The organism is Streptomyces sp. A18 (assembly GCF_059026065.1).
In genome coordinates this window covers 86,048-102,874 of sequence record NZ_JBWLKL010000029.1, presented here as the reverse complement: position 1 = coordinate 102,874, position 16,827 = coordinate 86,048, and the positions used below count along the sequence as shown (strand labels likewise).

Sequence of the window (16,827 nt, the reverse complement as noted above, 5' to 3'; positions counted from 1 at the left end):
CCATGCTCCGCGACGGGACCTTCTACCAACCTCAGCCCACCCCAACCCCTTGACCAAATTCATAGGGGCACCCCCCCGTGCCGCTGTGACAGCCCCGCTCACCCAGCAGCAGGCGATCCGGGATGCCGCCCGCGCTCTGCTGAACTCCGACATTCAGTACAGCGCCGCTGACCGCGCTGAACTGCAGGCCATGGCAGACGGCAAGGGCGGCGTCCAGCTACCCGAAAGGCCGTGTCCGTGAGCAGCAGTGAGTCCATATCCGACAGCAAGGCCACGAAAGACGGAGAAGCACCAGGGTGGTTTCCTGCGGTGTTCCTCTTCGGCGTGGTAGCCCTCATATTCCGCTTCGGCAGCGTCTGGTCCTGGTGGGCTCTCCTGTGGGCGCCGGCGTTCGCCATAGCCGTCGGGATCGCGACGTACGAGTGGCGTTTGGTCGCACGTAACCGGTGGCGTATGCCTGCCGGAGAATGGGCCCTCCTTGTCGTCGCCCATGCGGGATGTGCCGCCGCCCTCGCGGTCATCCTCGATTTCCTGCACTACTGACGCGCATCGCTGCAGCCCGGCATAACGCGGCGCGAAGTTCCCTGAGTGCCTGTGCGAGTTGCTGTCGATCTCATTCATGCAGGAGGCTCAGCACAAAGCCACGGAGAGCCCGGTTCCCGTAGCGCGGCCGGTCGCAGTCCACTCCCGCTGCACGCGTACTGGGTCACAACTGAGACCCCCGACACCCGCGCCGCCCGCTCCCGCCGCCGACGTCGCATCCGCTGAACAGCGAAACCCCAGCTCAGAGCTGTCTGAGCTGGGGTTTCAGGGGAGCCCCCTGTCGGATTCGAACCGACGACCTACGCATTACAAGTGCGTTGCTCTGGCCATCTGAGCTAAGGAGGCATGCACGGCATGCACTGACGTGCCCGAGCAGTGTAACCAACACCGCCCATGGGCCCGTCGAAAATTTCCTCGAAGGTCGCCGCTCCCCGACTACTGACAGACCCATGACCCCCGGGGTACGGTCACGAACAGTTCACTCAGGTGGACTACACCACTCCCTCTACTCGGATCGTCCGGCACGTTCCTGCCGGTGAAGGGGGCCTTCACCATGGCCACTGTTTCGTTCGACAAGGCGACCCGCATCTACCCGGGTGGCGACAAGCCCGCCGTCGACCAGCTCGAGCTCGACGTAGCGGACGGCGAATTCCTCGTCCTCGTCGGTCCCTCCGGCTGCGGAAAGTCCACCTCCCTGCGCATGCTCGCGGGCCTGGAGGACGTGAACGCCGGCGCCATCCGCATCGGTGACCGCGACGTCACGCACCTGCCGCCCAAGGACCGGGACATCGCCATGGTGTTCCAGAACTACGCGCTCTACCCGCACATGACCGTCGCCGACAACATGGGCTTCGCCCTGAAGATCGCCGGCGTGAACAAGGCCGAGATCCGCCAGAAGGTCGAGGACGCGGCGAAGATCCTCGACCTCACCGACTACCTGGCCCGCAAGCCGAAGGCGCTCTCCGGCGGTCAGCGCCAGCGTGTCGCCATGGGTCGCGCCATCGTGCGTGAGCCCCAGGTCTTCCTCATGGACGAGCCGCTGTCGAACCTCGACGCCAAGCTGCGTGTCTCGACGCGTACGCAGATCGCGAGCCTCCAGCGCCGCCTCGGCATCACCACCGTCTACGTCACCCATGACCAGGTCGAGGCCATGACCATGGGCGACCGTGTGGCCGTACTGAAGGACGGTCTGCTCCAGCAGGTCGACTCGCCGCGCAACATGTACGACCGCCCGGCCAACCTCTTCGTCGCGGGCTTCATCGGCTCCCCCGCCATGAACCTCGTCGAGGTCCCGATCACCGACGGCGGCGTGAAGTTCGGCAACTCCGTCGTGCCGGTCAACCGCGAGGCGCTGTCCGCCGCGGCCGACAAGGGCGACCGCACGGTCACGGTCGGCGTCCGTCCGGAGCACTTCGACATCGTCGAGCAGGACGGCGCCACCGCGAAGTCCCTCTCGAAGGAGACCGAGGACGCCCCGGCAGGTCTCGCCGTCTCCGTGAACGTGGTCGAGGAGCTCGGCGCCGACGGCTATGTCTACGGCTCCGCGGAGGTCGGTGGCGAGCACAAGGACCTCGTGGTCCGCGTGAACGGCCGCAAGGTCCCCGAGAAGGGCACGCAGCTGCACGTCGTGCCGCGTCCGGGCGAGATCCACGTGTTCTCGACGTCGACGGGCGAGCGCCTCACCGACTGACGCCGCCCGACCTCGCCCGACCTGGCGACATCGGCGTACGAAGGGCCCCGCACCTCGGTGCGGGGCCCTTCGCGTGTGTACGCGTTGTCGACAAATACCCCGGCAGACCGGTCATTTCACCGCCCGGCCGTCAACACCGCTCCAAAGAAACCTCATTCTCCGTCGCTCGACCGAGTGACGTAATGTCGCCAAATCATCACCGACCGCTACGCTCACTCGCGTGACGCACTCCGCCAACTACACCCAGAAGCCGCGCCGAGCCCACCGAGGCCCCGCCCGACGCATCGGCCGCACGCTCGCCCTCGTCCTGCCCGTGATGCTGGTGCTCTCCGGGACCCTCGCGGTCACCAGCGTCAACTGGTCCGGGAACTCCTCGGATTCGATGCTCACCGCGTCCTCCGGCGATCTCTCCGTGCCGGCCAAGTCCCGCGCCCCGCAGGACGTCCTGCGCGACCGGCTGCTCCTGGAGCTCCAGGACAGGAACCCGGGTCTCGCGCTCACCCACCTCCAGCAGGAGGTGAACCGCCACCCCTCGCTCGCCCGGCACTGTGTCTCCATCGCCCGTGCCCTCGGCCGCGCAGCCGTCCAGAAGTACGGCCCGAACCGCGCCCAGTCGTATGCGCGCCCGGTCTGCGACACGTCCTTCGCGACGGGTGTCGCCGCCCATCAGAACGGCTGACGGGGCCGGCACGTAGGGTTTCCGGCATGACCGGCGACCCTCACGCTCACAGACCCACGCAGGCCGTCGTCCTGGCCGGAGGCCAAGGCTCGCGCCTTCGTCCGTACACCGACGACCGGCCCAAGCCGATGGTCGAGATCCCTGGTACAGGGACCCCGATCATCGGCCATCAGCTTTCCTGGCTCGCGGCCGAAGGTGTGACGGACGCGGTGGTCTCCTGCGGCCATCTCGCCGAAGTGCTCCAGGAGTGGCTGGAGTCGGCGGACCTCCCCCTGAACGTCACCACGGTGGTCGAGAACGAACCCCTGGGCCGCGGCGGCGGCCTCAAGTACGCCGCCCGCCACCTCCCGCACGCGGACCGCCCCTGGTACGCGACGAACGGCGACATCTGGACCCGCTTCTCGCTGCGCGACATGGCGGCCTTCCACGCCGAGCGCGACGCCACCGCCACCCTCGCCCTGGCCCGCCCCCGCATCCCGTGGGGCGCCGTCGAGACGGACGCGTTCGGCCACATCACGGACTTCATCGAGTCCCCGCCGTCCCCGTACCTGATCAACGCGGGCGTGTACGTCTTCTCCTCCTCCTTCGCCGCGCTGCTGCCGGACCGCGGCGACCACGAGCGCACCACGTTCCCGCGCCTGGCCCGCGAGAAGAGCCTGGCGGGCTTCCCGCTGCCGCAGGGCGCCTACTGGCGGGCGATCGACACGGCCAAGGACCTGACGGAAGCGGCCAAGGAGCTCGCGGCCCAGACCGGTTGAGCCACTCAAGCCACTCAAGCCACACACAGCCACACACAGCCACACACCAGTCCGCGTACGGCGATGGGGCCCCGCACAGACACTGTGCGGGGCCCCATCGCCGTACGGGTCGCGGGCCTGCTCAGCCGCCGCCGAGCAGCCCGCCCACGAGGCGGTCGTTGCCGCCGCCGCCCGTGCTGCCGCCGCTCGCGCCGCCCTCGGGCGCACCGCCGCCGCTGCCGCCGCTGGACGTGGGTCCCGCGGTGGCCGACGACGGAGGCTGCTGGGGCGAGGCCTCCTGCGGCGGGACCTGACCGGTGGTGCCCTGCGTCTGGGTCGGCTGCCCCTGGCCGGTTCCGGCACCGGTAGTGGCGCTCTCGCGCGCCGCCCCCGGAGTCGTCGCCGTACCGCCCTGTGTGGGGCTCGCGGAGGTGCCCTGCGTCGGCGACCCGGAGGCCGACGGCCCCTGCGAGGTCTGGCCCTGGCGCTGGCGCTGCTTTCCGGGCTCCTCCGGGAGCGGTGAGCCCGGCAGTTCGTTGCGCGGGGCCTCGCCGGGTCCCGGCACGGTCACGCGGTCGGCATCGCGCACCGCGCCGCCGAGCATCGAACCGATCAGCAGCGTGAGGCCGACGACGAGCGCCCCGATGAGCGCGCCGCGCCGCAGCACACGGCGCCGCAGCTCCCAGATGTCGACGCGCGGCCCGAGCGTCCGCCAGGCCTCGCCCGCGAGGCGTCCGTCGACGGAGTAGACGGGCGCGCCCGCGATGATGAGCGGCGACCATGCGGCCAGATAGATGATGTCCGGCGCGTCATAGGCGGGGACGGTCTTCCAGCTGACGGTGACGATGAGCGCGGCGGACAGGAGTACGCCGATGCCGGCCGCGACCCGCTGCCAGAGCCCGAGCACCGTGAGCACACCCACGATGATCTGCAGGAAGGCGATGCAGAGTCCGGCGCCCACCGGGTGCTGGAGGGCGAAGTCCCGCAGCGGTTCGGCGAGGGCCCAGGGGTGCAGCGAGTTGAGCCACTTGACCATGGAGCCGCGGTCGCCGCCGTCGAAGTACACGGGGTCGCAGAGCTTGCCCATGCCGGCGTAGATGGAGATGAAGCCGAGGAAGACGCGCAGCGGAAGCAGCACGACGCCCAGGTTCATGCGGCGACCGGGGTAGTAGGCGTGCCGGACAGGGTCGCTCCCGTGCCGTCTGACGACCTGGCGTCCGTTCTCGTCCTCGCCCTCGTCGTCGAAGTCCTCGTCGTCGTACGGGAGTCGCTCGTCGAGGTCGCTCTGAGACGCCGGCATGCGCGGGATCAGGCGGGTCTCGGGATCGGGGTGACGGGGACCGATGACGGCAGGCGTGGCCTGCGTGCTCTCGAGGTCGTCGTCGATGCGGGGGATGACCTGCGTGGCACCTCCGTCGTCGTAGGAGGCGCCGCCCCCGGCCTCGGCCGAATGGCGCACGCCGGTGCCGCGCACCGCCTGCAGCAGTCCGGTGGCTCCGGGGTCGCCCGGCTCGGACTTCCCGCTCCAGACGACGGGCGAGCGGCGCCGTGCGGCCGAGCCGACTGCGGGGATACGCACGGTGTTATCGGCATTGCTCAAGTGCCGTGCGATACGCGGGGATTGGGTCCGCTGCGCGGTGGGGAGCTGCACGCGGAAGCTCGCGTGATTCACGATGACCTGCGCCGGGTCGCTCGGCACCTTCACCATGCTCAGCGCGGGAGCTTCGTCGAACCCTGACGAGCTTCCCCCCGTGGGATTGCGGGGCGTTCTGGTGTCCACACTCATCTAACCGAGTGATGTGTGTTTAGGACACTGCCTTGACCGCGTGGAAATGTCCGGACCGCGTCAAGATCTACAGCGGACCCCGGCCGCCCCGCGAAATACGGGCCGACCGGGGTCCGGGGTGAGGACTAGCTACGGCGCCGGGACGCCTCGTAGAGCACGACGCCTGCCGCCACACCGGCGTTCAGGGACTCCGTGCCGCCCGGCATGGGGATCCGCACGCGGTAGTCGCAGGTCTCGCCGACCAGGCGCGACAGGCCCTTGCCCTCGCTGCCGATGACGATGACGACGGGACCGGAGAGCGCCTCGAGGTCGCCGACCTCGTGATCGCCGTCCGCCGCGAGCCCGACGATCGCGAGCCCGGCCTTCTTGTAGGCCTCCAGGACGCGGGTCAGGTTCGTGGCCCGCGCCACCGGCGTACGCGCGGCGGCACCGGCGGCCGTCTTCCAGGCGCCCGCGGTCATCCCGGCGGCGCGCCGCTCGGGGACGACGACGCCGTGCCCGCCGAAGGCGGACGCGGAACGCACCACGGCACCGAGGTTCCGCGGGTCCGTCACGCCGTCGAGGGCGACGATCAGCGGGTCCTCGCCCTGGTCGTACGCGGCGGCCGCGAGCTCCTCGGGGTGCGCGTACTCGTAGGGCGGCACCTGGAGCACGAGGCCCTGGTGGTTGAGCCCGTTCGTCATGCGGTCCAGCTCCGGGCGCGGGGCCTCCATGAGGTGGATGCCGCCGCGCTCACCGGCGATCTGCAGCGCCTCGCGGACGCGCTCGTCGTTGTCGATGAACTGCTGGACGTAGAGCGTCGAGGCGGGCACGCCCTCGCGCAGCGCCTCGACGACGGAGTTGCGCCCGACGACCATCTCGGAGGTGCCCTTGCCGCGGCCCTTCACGGCGCTGGGACGGCGGCCACTGCCGGGGCCGCCGGAGGCCTTCTTGGCCGCGGCGCTGGCGATGCGGTTCTTCTTGTGTCCCTTGCGCGCCTCGGCGGGCGGCGTCGGGCCCTTGCCCTCAAGGCCGCGGCGTCGATTTCCGCCGCTGCCGACCTGCGCGCCCTTCTTGCCGGACATGCGGCGGTTGTTAGCGGCCATGACCTACCTGTCTCTGTGTTGCGTGCGGCTGTCCGCTTGCTGCGGAGGGCCCACTGCGTGACTGCGTACGTATATGAAGTGTGCCGCCCGGGTCGCCGGGCGGCACATCGCGAGGTCAGACGCTCAGCGCGGGCCGAGAGTCCACCGCGGTCCGGTCGGGCCGTCCTCGATGACGAGACCGGACTGGTTGAGCTGATCGCGGATGGCGTCGGCGGTGGCCCAGTCCTTGCGGCCACGCGCCGCCTCCCGCTGCTGGAGCACGAGGCGGACGAGCGTGTCGACCACTCCGTGGAGGTCCTCGCCGCGGTCGCCCTCGCCGGCCCAGTGCGGGTCGAGCGGGTCGAGGCCGAGCACGCCCAGCATGGCCCGCACCTCGGCGAGCCGCTCCACCGCGGCTTCCTTGTCGTCGGCGGCCAGGGCGGAATTGCCCTGCCGGACCGTCGTGTGCACGATCGCGAGCGCCTGCGGGACGCCCAGGTCGTCGTCCATCGCGTCGGCGAAGGCGGGCGGGACCTGGGCCGCGGGCTCGACGGCGCCCCCGGCCTTCTCCACCACGCGCTGTACGAAGCCCTCGATCCGCGCGAACGCGGACTCGGCCTCGCGCAGGGCTTCCTCGCTGTACTCGATCATCGAGCGGTAGTGCGGGGTGCCCAGGTAGTAGCGCAGGACGATCGGGCGCCACTTCTTGACCATCTCGGAGACGAGGACCGAGTTGCCGAGCGACTTGGACATCTTCTCGCCGCTCATGGTGACCCAGCCGTTGTGCACCCAGTACCGCGCGAACGCGTCGCCGAAGGCCTTGGCCTGCGCGATCTCGTTCTCGTGGTGCGGGAAGATCAGGTCGATGCCACCGCCGTGGATGTCGAACTCGCGGCCGAGGTACTTGTGGGCCATCGCCGAGCACTCCAGGTGCCAGCCGGGACGGCCGCGGCCCCAGGGGGTCTCCCAGCTGGGCTCCCCCTCCTTGGCGGCCTTCCACATGGCGAAGTCACGCGGGTCGCGCTTGCCGGTCTCGCCCTCGCCGGAGGGCTGAAGCAGGTTGTCCAGCTCCTGGTTGGACAGCTGCAGGTAGCCCGGGAAGGACTTCACGTCGAAGTAGACGTTGCCGTCCGACTCGTACGCGTGGCCGCGCTCGATGAGGCCGCGCATCATCTCGACCATCTCGGTGATGTGCCCGGTGGCACGCGGCTCGTACGTGGGCGGCAGGCAGCCGAGGACGTCGTAGCCGTCGTTGAAGGCCCGCTCGTTCTCGTAGCCGATCGACCACCACGGGCGGCCCTGCTCGGCCGACTTCCGGATGATCTTGTCGTCGATGTCCGTGACGTTGCGGATGAAGGTGACGTCATAGCCGCGGTAGTCGAACCAGCGGCGCATGATGTCGAAGTTGAGACCCGACCGGATGTGCCCGATGTGCGGGGCCGCCTGCACCGTCGCGCCACACAGGTAGATCGAGACACAACCGTCGATGAGCGGGCTGAAGTCTCGGATCTGCCGGGCGCTGGTGTCGTACAGGCGAATCGTCACCACTCCAGGGTAGTGGGCGCAGGACAGTGCCCTGCGACCTCCGGGGTCAACAGGGCACGGAACTGTGACATGCGCTGGGCGCGGGAAGGCCTCAGAGGCGGCCGACGACCTTGCGCGCGGTGACGCGGACGACGACGCGTGGGTCGTCGTTGACGGAGGACGGGTTGAACTCCACGTACTTCAGGCCGGTGTACTTCAGGGCCAGCTCGTCGATGAGCTCCTGCCCGCCCTCGGTGGTCATCGTCGCCTCGCCGCGGATCTCGGCGTACGTGTACGGCGCGTCGAAGGGCTGGAGGAGCACCGTCACGCGCGGGTCGCGGCGCAGGTTCTTCTCCTTGCGGCGGCCGATGGTGGTGGAGAAGAGGAGGTCGTCCCCGTCACGCTTCACCCAGACCGGTGAGACCTGCGGACTGCCGTCCGGCTGGATGGTGGCGACGGAGATGAAGACGGGGGTGTCGAGGAGGGCCTTGAGCTTGTCGGACAGTTCGGCGGCCATGGGCGGATGCCTCTCTCGTACGGCGGGGATGGCGTCGGGCTACTGCGGGGGTGCGTTCCCGATACTGCTCCAACACACCCTGCCGCAGCGGCATTTCACCCGTACCCGCTACACCGGTCAGTCCGTCCGCACGACCAGTGCCGTAGCGATCGCGGCCAGTCCCTCGGCGCGGCCGGTGAGGCCGAGCCCGTCCGTGGTCGTGCCGGACACGGCTACCGGGGCGCCGACGGCGGCGCTCAGCGTCTTCTGCGCCTCGTCGCGCCGCTTGCCGACCTTGGGGCGTACGCCGATGACCTGGACGGCGATGTTGCCGATCTCGAAGCCTTCGGCGCGCACGATCCTCGCGGCCTCGGCGAGCAGCGTCACACCGGAGGCGCCGGACCACTCGGGCCTGCTGGTGCCGAAGTGCGCGCCGAGGTCGCCGATGCCGGCGGCCGAGAACAGGGCGTCGCAGGCGGCGTGCGCGGCGACGTCACCGTCCGAGTGCCCGGCGAGGCCGACGCTCTCGCCCTCCCAGAGGAGCCCGGCGCACCACAGCTCACGCCCTTCCTCGAAGGCGTGTACGTCGGTGCCGATGCCGACCTGCGGCAGCCGGACCCGGTTCTCAGAAGCCATCGTTGGCCCTCCTGCGGGCGAGTACGGCCTCGGCGAGGACGAGGTCGAGGGGCCGCGTGACCTTGAAGGCCTCTTCGTGGCCGGGCACGACGACGACCTGGAGGCCGAGCTGCTCGACCATGCCCGCGTCGTCCGTGACGCTCTCGGTGACCGTCGCGTGGGCGCGGACGAGGGTGTCGTGGTCGAAGCCCTGCGGGGTCTGCACGGCGCGCAGGCGGGCCCGCTCGGGCGTGGCCACCACGGGCTCGGGCGCGCCCGGCTGTCCGGGGTCCCCCGGCTCGACCTGCTTGACCGTGTCGGTCAGGGGCAGCGCGGGGACGACGGCGGGGGCGCCGTCGCGTACGGCCTCGATGACGCCGTCGACGGTGTCGACGGGCACGAGCGGGCGGGCCGCGTCGTGCACGAGGACGATGTCGATGCCCTCGGGCAGGGCGTCGAGGCCGAGCTTCACGGACTCCTGGCGGGTCTCGCCGCCGGGGACCACCGCGAAGTCGGTGCGCTCGGGCAGTGCGTGGTCGGCCAGGAGGGTCTTGACCTCGGCGGCGCCCTCCGGCGGGGCCACGACGACGACGAGCGAGACGGCGCGCGAGGCGGCCATGGCCCGTACTGCGTGGATGAGCATGGGCGTGCCATTCAGCGCGCGGAGCGCCTTGGGGGCGCCCGGGCCGAGCCGTACGCCGCGTCCGGCGGCGGGGATCACGACCGCGGTGCGGGATTCCTCAGACATCGCTTCCGTTCAGGTTTGTGTGCTCGGCCGAGGTGGGTATGGCCACAGCGACGCCGGGCGCGGGCCCTTGACCGGACCCTTCCGTGACTTCTGGTCGAGTCAGCTGTCCGAGCCCGGCACACACACCAAGCAGCACCGAGTATGAGCTACGAATTCAGGGATTGCGCCGGTCAGTCAGGTATCACGTCTGGGTACGAACATGCCGCAGCGCCCGGCGACACCATTGAGGGTCAGCGGGCACCGCGGCATTCATGGCGCCAAGACGTATGCGTATGTCAGGACGCGATCAGGACGCGAGGACCTCGTCAAGCAGAGCCTCGGCCTTGTCCTCGTTCGTGTTCTCCGCGAGGGCGAGCTCGCTCACCAGGATCTGGCGAGCCTTGGCGAGCATGCGCTTCTCACCCGCGGACAGTCCGCGCTCACGCTCACGACGCCACAGGTCACGCACGACTTCCGCGACCTTGATGACATCACCCGATGCGAGCTTCTCGAGATTTGCCTTGTAGCGACGGGACCAGTTCGTGGGCTCTTCGGCGTACGGCGCGCGCAGTACCTCGAAGACCCGGTCGAGCCCGTCCTGACCGACCACATCACGTACGCCGACGAACTCCGCATTGTCCGCAGGCACACGTACCGTCAAGTCGCCCTGAGCGACCTTCAGCACCAAGTAGGTCTTGTCCACGCCTTTGATCTGGCGAGTCTCAATGGCCTCGATCAGCGCGGCCCCGTGATGGGGATAGACCACGGTGTCGCCAACCTTGAACGTCATGTGACAGGTACCCCTTCCGTGGCTATCCATCCTAACACGAGAACCGCCTCTTCTGAATGGCGTTTTCGCAGGTCAGGGCATATCTCGGGGCTTGACAACAGCAACAGGAACGTGCTGCGAAGGGCTTCCGGAGCGAGGTATTCGCAGGTGGGAGCGGCTCTCCGGGGAAGCGGAAACACGCCCGTCACACGCCCTCCGAGAGCGCTCCACGAGGCTGAACGTCCCGGTTTGCCAGGTTCCAAGCGGTGAACTTCCGCTACTCCGTTCGGCGACTGGAGAGGCGTGCGAGCCGGCGTTCGACATGAATCCGGAATTGATCAAGGGCCTCGGTGATCAATTCCCCGGACTTCCCCGGACCGCCATGCATTCCTTACCGGAAATCCGCAAGACGGGCCGCGATGACTCTTGACGGCTCTTATGTGAATGGTGAACGAGAAGCCAATGGTTCCGGAGTGACGGAAGTGGCCTGTGCTGCGGGACACGAGTGGGGACACGGACAGCGGTGGGAGTGGCACGGGAGAGGCTCACGGGCCCTAGGGGCGGGTCGGGTGCGGCGGCGCGGGAACGGCTCGGTAACCTAAGCCCGCTGACACACACTTAGGGCGGCTTTACGGCCGCCCGCCCCTTCCTGTACCGCCCTCGTTCAAGGAGTTGCCGCCGCCGTGAGCCGCAGCCTTCGACGTGGCGCCATCGCCGCCACCGCCATCGCGTTCTCGCTCGCGTCGCTCGCCGCGTGCGGCGCCGGTAACAACGCCGAGACGCACGAGATCAAGCCGGACAACGCCGCGACCTCCGTCGGCGACATCCAGATCCAGAACGCCATGGTGATCACCCAGCCCGACCTCAAGTCGACGGGCCCCGCGGTGATCGCCGCCACGATCTTCAACAACGGCAGCACCGACCAGACGCTGGACGGGATCGCGGTCAACGGCACCGGCAAGAAGGCCAAGATCACGCCGGCCAAGGACGACAGGACCTCCAAGCGGGGCGGTCCGCTGACCATCCCCGCGGGCGGCTCCGTGGTCATCGGCGGCAAGGACAACGCCTCCGCCGTCCTGCCCAGCAGCCGCGAGGCCGTCAAGGACGGCAACGCGCAGCCGGTCACCTTCGCCTTCAGCAAGACCGGCGACGTGAAGATGAAGACCTTCGTCGTGCCGGCCGAGAGCTACTTCAAGAAGTGGGGCCCGAGCGAGGTTCCCGAGGCTCCGGGCTCGAAGCCGTCGACGAAGCCGTCCGACGGCGCATCGACGGACCCGTCGGGCTCGGCCTCCACGGACCCCTCGGGCAACCCGTCGGGCACGCCCGCAGAGGGCGGGAACACCGAGCCGTCCGGCGCGGCCTCGTCGCCGGCCGGGGCCGGCGCGCAGTCGCAGGGTGCGGGCGAGGCTGCCGAGCACTGATCGACGTACGTACGAGAGGGCGGGAACCCAGTGGTATCGGGTTCCCGCCCTCTCGTACGTATGCGGCGTCTACTCGCACGTATGCGGCGTCTACTGGGGGGCCGTCTACGGCTCGAACTTGTAGCCCAGGCCTCGCACCGTCACCAGGTAGCGCGGCGCCCCCGGGTCCGGCTCGATCTTGGCGCGGAGGCGCTTGACGTGGACGTCGAGGGTTTTCGTGTCCCCTACGTAGTCCGCGCCCCAGACTCGGTCGATGAGCTGCATGCGGGTCAGGACGCGGCCCGCGTTGCGCAGGAGCATCTCCAGGAGGTCGAACTCCTTGAGGGGCAGGTCGACCTTGGAGCCGGAGACCGTGACCACGTGGCGGTCCACGTCCATGCGGACCGGGCCCGCCTCCAGGGCCTGCGGCGCTACCTCCTCGGGCTCGCCGCGGCGGCGCAGGACCGCGCGGATGCGGGCCACGAGTTCGCGGGACGAGAAGGGCTTGGTGACGTAGTCATCGGCTCCTATTTCCAGGCCGACCACCTTGTCGATCTCGCTGTCCTTGGCGGTGACCATGATCACCGGGACGTTCGAGCGGCCGCGCAGCTGGCGGCAGACCTCCGTGCCGGGCAGGCCCGGCAGCATGAGGTCGAGCAGGACGAGGTCGGCGCCGTTGCGCTCGAACTCGTCGAGGCCGTCCGGGCCGGTCGCCGCGATGGCGACCTCGAAGCCTTCTTTGCGGAGCATGTAGGACAGGGCGTCGGAGAAGGACTCCTCGTCCTCTACGACGAGCACTCGGGTCACGGAAGGACCTCCGGGGCAGGAATGGGTTCGTACGAAGTGGTCTCGTCGGGCCGTGCGGTGTCGGCTTCGCTGCCGTCTCCGCCGTGACCGGATCCGCGGTCGCGGTTCGCGGCTGCTTCGGGCAGCCGCAGGGTGAAGGTGGAGCCCTGTCCCTCGGAGCTCCACACGGTGACCTCCCCGCCGTGCGAGGCGGCCACGTGTTTGACGATGGCGAGGCCGAGGCCGGTGCCGCCGGTGGCCCGGGAGCGGGCCGGGTCCACGCGGTAGAAGCGCTCGAAGATGCGCTCCTTGTCCTTGTCGGAGATGCCGATCCCCTGGTCGGTGACGGCCACCTCGATGAAGTCTCCGCCCGGTGCGTTGACCCGGCGGGCGGCGATGCCGACGCGGGTCCGTGCGGGCGAGTAGTTCACGGCGTTCTCGACGAGATTGCCGAGCGCCGCGGCGAGCTGGCCGCGGTTGCCCCATATCTGCAGGTCGGCGGTGCCGCCCGCGGCCATGGTGATCTGCTTGTGCGAGGCCTGGTGACGGCTGCGGTCGATCGCCTCCGCCACCAGTTCGTCGACGCGGACGGGTTCGGCGTCCTCCAGTGGGTCGTCGTTCTGCACCCGGGAGAGGTCGATGAGTTCCTGGACGAGGTTGGTCAGGCGCGTGGCCTCGATCTGCATGCGGCCCGCGAAGCGCTCGACGGCCTCGGGGTCGTCCGATGCGTCCATGACGGCCTCGGAGAGGAGGGAGAGCGCCCCGACCGGGGTCTTGAGCTCATGGCTCACGTTCGCGACGAAGTCGCGTCGTACGGCTTCGATGCGGCGGGCCTCGGTGAGGTCCTCCACCAGGAGCAGGACCAGGCGGGAGCCGAGGGGGGCCACGCGTGCGGAGACGGCGAGGGCCTCGCCGCGGCCGGTGCCGCGGCGTGGCAGGTCGAGTTCGACCTGGCGTATCTCTCCGTCGCGGCGGGTGTCTCGCGCCATCTGGAGCATGGGCTCGACGGCGAGCTTGCCGCCACGGACCAGACCGAGTGCGTACGCGGCCGAGCTGGCCTTGACGACGCTGTCCGCCTCGTCGAGGACGACGGCGGACGAGCGGAGCACGGAGAGAACCGTGTCGACGCCCGGTGGCAGTACGGGGTCGGTGTGCAGGGAGGTCCGGGTGGGGCGTTTCAGGTCGCGCTCGCTCCAGCGGAACGCCAGCATGGCGATGACACCGGTGCACACCCCGGCGATCGCTGCCGCTGCGGCGACCGCCGCGTTCACGTCCATGCCTCCAGGTTATGCGCCCTTTACGCGTCGGCCACAGCCATCCGGGTGCCGACTCGAACACTCGTCGCCCAGAGTTCACCGAGGGGACCGTGGTGGTTCACTTCGGCCGAACGGCGTACCCCGGGCCGTCGCGAAGCGGCTCCGGGGGGCGTGCCAGGCGTCGCCCACAGTTCACCTCGGTGACAGGGACGGTTCATTCGGGGTGCCGGAAACGGACGCGTCCGGGCCGCACCGTGGGAGCGTGGGGGTCACCCCCCGGGACGTACTAGAGAGGGACATCCACATGCGGGACGCGTACCACGAGGAACTTGACTCGATCGGCGAAGGCCTGGTCGAGATGGCCCGCCTTGTCGGGTCCGCGATCGGGCGCGCCACCACGGCCATGCTCGACGCCGATCTGAAGATGGCCGAGAGCGTGATCGCCGCTGACCAGAAGGTCGACGATCTGCAGCATGAGCTGGAGGCGCGAGCGATAGCCCTGCTCGCGCGGCAGCAGCCGGTCGCCACCGACCTGCGCATCGTCGTCACCTCGCTGCGGATGAGCGCCGACCTGGAGCGCTCGGGCGACCTCGCGCAGCACGTCGGCAAGCTGACCCGCCTGCGCTTCCCGGCGTCGGCCGTTCCGCAGGACCTGCACGCGACGATCCTGGAGATGGGGCAGCTGGCGCAGCGCCTCATGGCCAAGGCGGCGGAGGTCATCATCACGAAGGACGTCGACCTGGCGCTCCAGCTGGAGCAGGACGACGACGAGATGGACCTGCTGCACCGGACGCTCTTCCAGCACCTGATGGACGACCGCTGGAAGCACGGCATCGAGACGGCCGTGGACGTGACGCTCCTGGGCCGCTACTACGAGCGCTTCGCCGACCACGCGGTGTCGGTGGCCAAGAGGGTCGTGTACCTGGTCACGGGCGAGCACGCGGACGAAATCCAGACGACCGGAACGCCCGTCGAGGGCGCCTGAGTCCGCGTTCGTCGGCGTACGCGCGAAGGGGTGTGCCCCGCACCGGTGGTGCGGGGCACACCCCTTCCCTCGATCCGCGTGGCTCAGCCGCAGCAGCCGCCGCACTGGCACGGTCCGCCCGACTGGCAGCCGCAGCCGCAGCCCGAGCCGCAGCCGCAGGAGCCGAGGAGCACGAGGGCGGGCAGGCCAGGCGTGTCGGTCGGCTGCTCGGGGACGGGTTCGGTGATGGGGGACTCAGCCATGGGTCTCCTCCTCGAAGGCGTACTGCCTGATGCTCGTTCCATGCCCACTGGAAGGGGCGCACCAACGGCGCATACGCGCGCGGGGGTTACTGGGCCTGCGGGGCCGTGAGCCGGGTCTGTTCGGCCTGATCGGCCTGATCGGCCTGATCGGCCTGATCGGTGGGGCCGGCACTCACCGTCACCTCCGTCACCCCCGCCTCCTCCGCCGGGAGCCCCCGCATCAGCGACCAGTAGCCGACGGCGGCGACGGTCCCGATGACCGCGCAGGTGCCCCAGAGCCACTGGGCCCCGAAGCGGTCGATGACGAAGCCGGACATCAGCGGGGCGACGAGCGCGGCGACGGCCCACGACAGGGTGTACATGCCCTGGTAGCGGCCCCTGCCGTGGGTCGGCGAGAGCCGCACGACCAGACCGGTCTGCGTGGGGGCGTTGACGATCTCGGCCAGGGTCCAGACGCACACGGTGAGGGCGAAGACGCCGATGGACCCGGCGAAGGCGGTGAGCCCGAAGCCGTAGCCCGCGAGGAGCGCGGAGATCACCAACAGGCGCTGCGGGTCGCGGTGTTCGATGAAACGCGTGACCGGGATCTGGAGAGCGACGATCAGTACGCCGTTCACGGCGATGGCCATGCCGTAGTCGGCGGGCGTGAAGCCTGCCTCGCCCATGGCGACGGGCAGCCCCACGGAGCCCTGCTGAAAGATCAGCGCGAGCAGGAAGGAGAGCCCGACGACACCCATGAAGCGCCCGTCGCGCAGGACGGCCCCCAGGCCGACGTCCGGCTGCGACTCCTTCTCCAGGGCGGTGCGCACGGGCCGCGACTCCGGCAGCTTCGCGAAGACGACGACGGCGCAGACCATGGTCATCACGGCTTCGATGAGGAACCCGGCGAGGTAGCTGAACTCGGCGATGAAGCCGGCGCCCGCGGACGAGATCGCGAACCCGAGGTTGATGGCCCAGTAGTTGAGCGAGAAGGCCCTGACCCGGTCCTCGGGGCGCACGATGTCGGCCATCATCGCCTGGACCGCGGGCCGGGACGCGTTGCTCGCCATGCCGACGAGGAAGGCGACGCCCGCGATGGCCAGGGGGTCCTTCATGAAGCCGAGGAGGGCGACGGACAGAGCGGTGGACGCCTGGGCGATGAGGAGGGTGGGCCGCCGACCGAGCCGGTCCGTCATGACACCGGCGACGAGCGAGGAGACGACGCCGCCCAGGCCGTGCAGGGCGGCGACCAGACCGGCGTACGTCGCGGAGTAGCCGCGGTCGAGGGTCAGATAGAGCGCCATGAAGGTGGCGACGAAGGCACCGAGCCGGTTCACCAGAGTGCTGGTCCACAGCCACCAGAACGCGGGCGGAAGACCGGAGACGGACTCCTTGGCGGCACGTCTCAGGGCGGCGAGTGGCATCGGGGTCCCCCACGGATCAGTCAAGTGCGCGAGCGGCGCGGCGCAAGCTCGGCGTTCGGCGTTCGGCGTTCGGCGTTCGGCGTTCGGCGTTCGGCGTTCGGCGTTCGGCGTTCGGCGTTCGGCGT

Annotated in this window: 17 protein-coding genes and 1 tRNA gene; 6 read left to right on the top strand and 12 right to left on the bottom strand. The window is 69.8% G+C overall.

The window, feature by feature from the left end; genetic code table 11:
• Positions 1 to 237 precede the first annotated feature (237 nt).
• Positions 238 to 543 carry a hypothetical protein gene (locus tag AC5P1C_RS32440; RefSeq protein WP_493869521.1) on the top strand — a complete coding sequence of 102 codons (306 nt, stop codon included), beginning with the start codon at positions 238 to 240 and terminating at the stop codon, positions 541 to 543.
• Between the two features lie 271 nt (positions 544 to 814).
• Here AC5P1C_RS32440 and AC5P1C_RS32435 read toward each other — a convergent pair.
• Positions 815 to 888: transfer RNA gene (locus AC5P1C_RS32435), tRNA-Thr, on the bottom strand.
• Between the two features lie 208 nt (positions 889 to 1,096).
• On the opposite strand from AC5P1C_RS32435, the gene AC5P1C_RS32430 reads away from it, so the two are divergent.
• From AC5P1C_RS32430 to AC5P1C_RS32420, 3 genes are all read left to right on the top strand, one after another.
• Positions 1,097 to 2,233 carry an ABC transporter ATP-binding protein gene (locus AC5P1C_RS32430; protein ID WP_493869520.1) on the top strand — a complete coding sequence of 379 codons (1,137 nt, stop codon included), beginning with the start codon at positions 1,097 to 1,099 and terminating at the stop codon, positions 2,231 to 2,233.
• Positions 2,234 to 2,453: 220 nt separating this feature from the next.
• A complete protein-coding gene (locus tag AC5P1C_RS32425; RefSeq protein WP_493869519.1) occupies positions 2,454 to 2,912 on the top strand; it encodes a hypothetical protein in 459 nt (152 codons plus the stop codon).
• A 26-nt stretch (positions 2,913 to 2,938) separates the two neighbouring features.
• Positions 2,939 to 3,670, top strand: a complete 732-nt coding sequence (locus tag AC5P1C_RS32420; protein WP_361832000.1) for a nucleotidyltransferase family protein — start codon at positions 2,939 to 2,941, stop codon at positions 3,668 to 3,670.
• Between the two features lie 121 nt (positions 3,671 to 3,791).
• Here the strand turns inward: AC5P1C_RS32420 and AC5P1C_RS32415 are convergent, their stop codons facing one another.
• The 7 genes from AC5P1C_RS32415 to AC5P1C_RS32385 all read right to left on the bottom strand — a co-directional run bounded on the left by AC5P1C_RS32415 (position 3,792) and on the right by AC5P1C_RS32385 (position 10,651).
• A complete protein-coding gene (locus AC5P1C_RS32415; protein ID WP_493869518.1) occupies positions 3,792 to 5,435 on the bottom strand; it encodes a DoxX family protein in 1,644 nt (547 codons plus the stop codon).
• Between the two features lie 125 nt (positions 5,436 to 5,560).
• Entirely contained in the window at positions 5,561 to 6,520 is a 960-nt protein-coding gene (gene rlmB / locus AC5P1C_RS32410) for a 23S rRNA (guanosine(2251)-2'-O)-methyltransferase RlmB (protein WP_493869517.1), read from the bottom strand.
• Positions 6,521 to 6,643: 123 nt separating this feature from the next.
• A complete protein-coding gene (cysS, locus tag AC5P1C_RS32405) occupies positions 6,644 to 8,044 on the bottom strand; it encodes a cysteine--tRNA ligase (protein WP_493869516.1) in 1,401 nt (466 codons plus the stop codon).
• Positions 8,045 to 8,135: 91 nt separating this feature from the next.
• Entirely contained in the window at positions 8,136 to 8,540 is a 405-nt protein-coding gene (locus AC5P1C_RS32400) for a PPOX class F420-dependent oxidoreductase (RefSeq protein WP_493869515.1), read from the bottom strand.
• A 117-nt stretch (positions 8,541 to 8,657) separates the two neighbouring features.
• The gene (gene ispF, locus AC5P1C_RS32395; protein ID WP_493869514.1) at positions 8,658 to 9,155 is read right to left on the bottom strand and encodes a 2-C-methyl-D-erythritol 2,4-cyclodiphosphate synthase; all 498 of its coding nucleotides are present in this window, start codon (positions 9,153 to 9,155) and stop codon (positions 8,658 to 8,660) included.
• On the bottom strand, positions 9,145 to 9,882 hold the full coding sequence (gene ispD / locus AC5P1C_RS32390) for a 2-C-methyl-D-erythritol 4-phosphate cytidylyltransferase (protein ID WP_493869513.1): 738 nt from the start codon (positions 9,880 to 9,882) through the stop codon (positions 9,145 to 9,147). The genes ispF and ispD overlap by 11 nt, the downstream gene beginning before the upstream one ends.
• Positions 9,883 to 10,168: 286 nt before the next feature.
• Positions 10,169 to 10,651, bottom strand: coding sequence for a CarD family transcriptional regulator (locus AC5P1C_RS32385; RefSeq protein WP_003953493.1), 483 nt, complete (start codon positions 10,649 to 10,651; stop codon positions 10,169 to 10,171).
• A gap of 662 nt (positions 10,652 to 11,313) precedes the next feature.
• On the opposite strand from AC5P1C_RS32385, the gene AC5P1C_RS32380 reads away from it, so the two are divergent.
• Positions 11,314 to 12,051 (top strand): copper chaperone PCu(A)C domain-containing protein, encoded by a 738-nt coding sequence (locus tag AC5P1C_RS32380; protein WP_493869512.1) that lies wholly within the window; start codon positions 11,314 to 11,316, stop codon positions 12,049 to 12,051.
• 105 nt (positions 12,052 to 12,156) lie between these two features.
• On the opposite strand, the gene phoP is transcribed toward AC5P1C_RS32380, so the two are convergent.
• Both phoP and phoR read right to left on the bottom strand, forming a co-directional pair.
• Positions 12,157 to 12,828 carry a two-component system response regulator PhoP gene (gene phoP / locus AC5P1C_RS32375; RefSeq protein WP_467539963.1) on the bottom strand — a complete coding sequence of 224 codons (672 nt, stop codon included), beginning with the start codon at positions 12,826 to 12,828 and terminating at the stop codon, positions 12,157 to 12,159.
• Positions 12,829 to 12,833: 5 nt separating this feature from the next.
• The gene (gene phoR, locus AC5P1C_RS32370; protein WP_493869511.1) at positions 12,834 to 14,093 is read right to left on the bottom strand and encodes a two-component system sensor histidine kinase PhoR; all 1,260 of its coding nucleotides are present in this window, start codon (positions 14,091 to 14,093) and stop codon (positions 12,834 to 12,836) included.
• Between the two features lie 283 nt (positions 14,094 to 14,376).
• Between phoR and phoU the strand changes: the two genes are divergently transcribed.
• Positions 14,377 to 15,057: a phosphate signaling complex protein PhoU gene (gene phoU, locus AC5P1C_RS32365; RefSeq protein ID WP_493869527.1), complete on the top strand. Its 681-nt coding sequence runs from the start codon at positions 14,377 to 14,379 to the stop codon at positions 15,055 to 15,057.
• 83 nt (positions 15,058 to 15,140) lie between these two features.
• Here phoU and AC5P1C_RS32360 read toward each other — a convergent pair whose 3' ends face one another.
• On the bottom strand, positions 15,141 to 15,299 hold the full coding sequence (locus AC5P1C_RS32360) for a hypothetical protein (protein WP_493869510.1): 159 nt from the start codon (positions 15,297 to 15,299) through the stop codon (positions 15,141 to 15,143).
• A gap of 86 nt (positions 15,300 to 15,385) precedes the next feature.
• Positions 15,386 to 16,702, bottom strand: a complete 1,317-nt coding sequence (locus tag AC5P1C_RS32355; protein ID WP_493869509.1) for an MDR family MFS transporter — start codon at positions 16,700 to 16,702, stop codon at positions 15,386 to 15,388.
• Positions 16,703 to 16,827 lie beyond the last annotated feature (125 nt).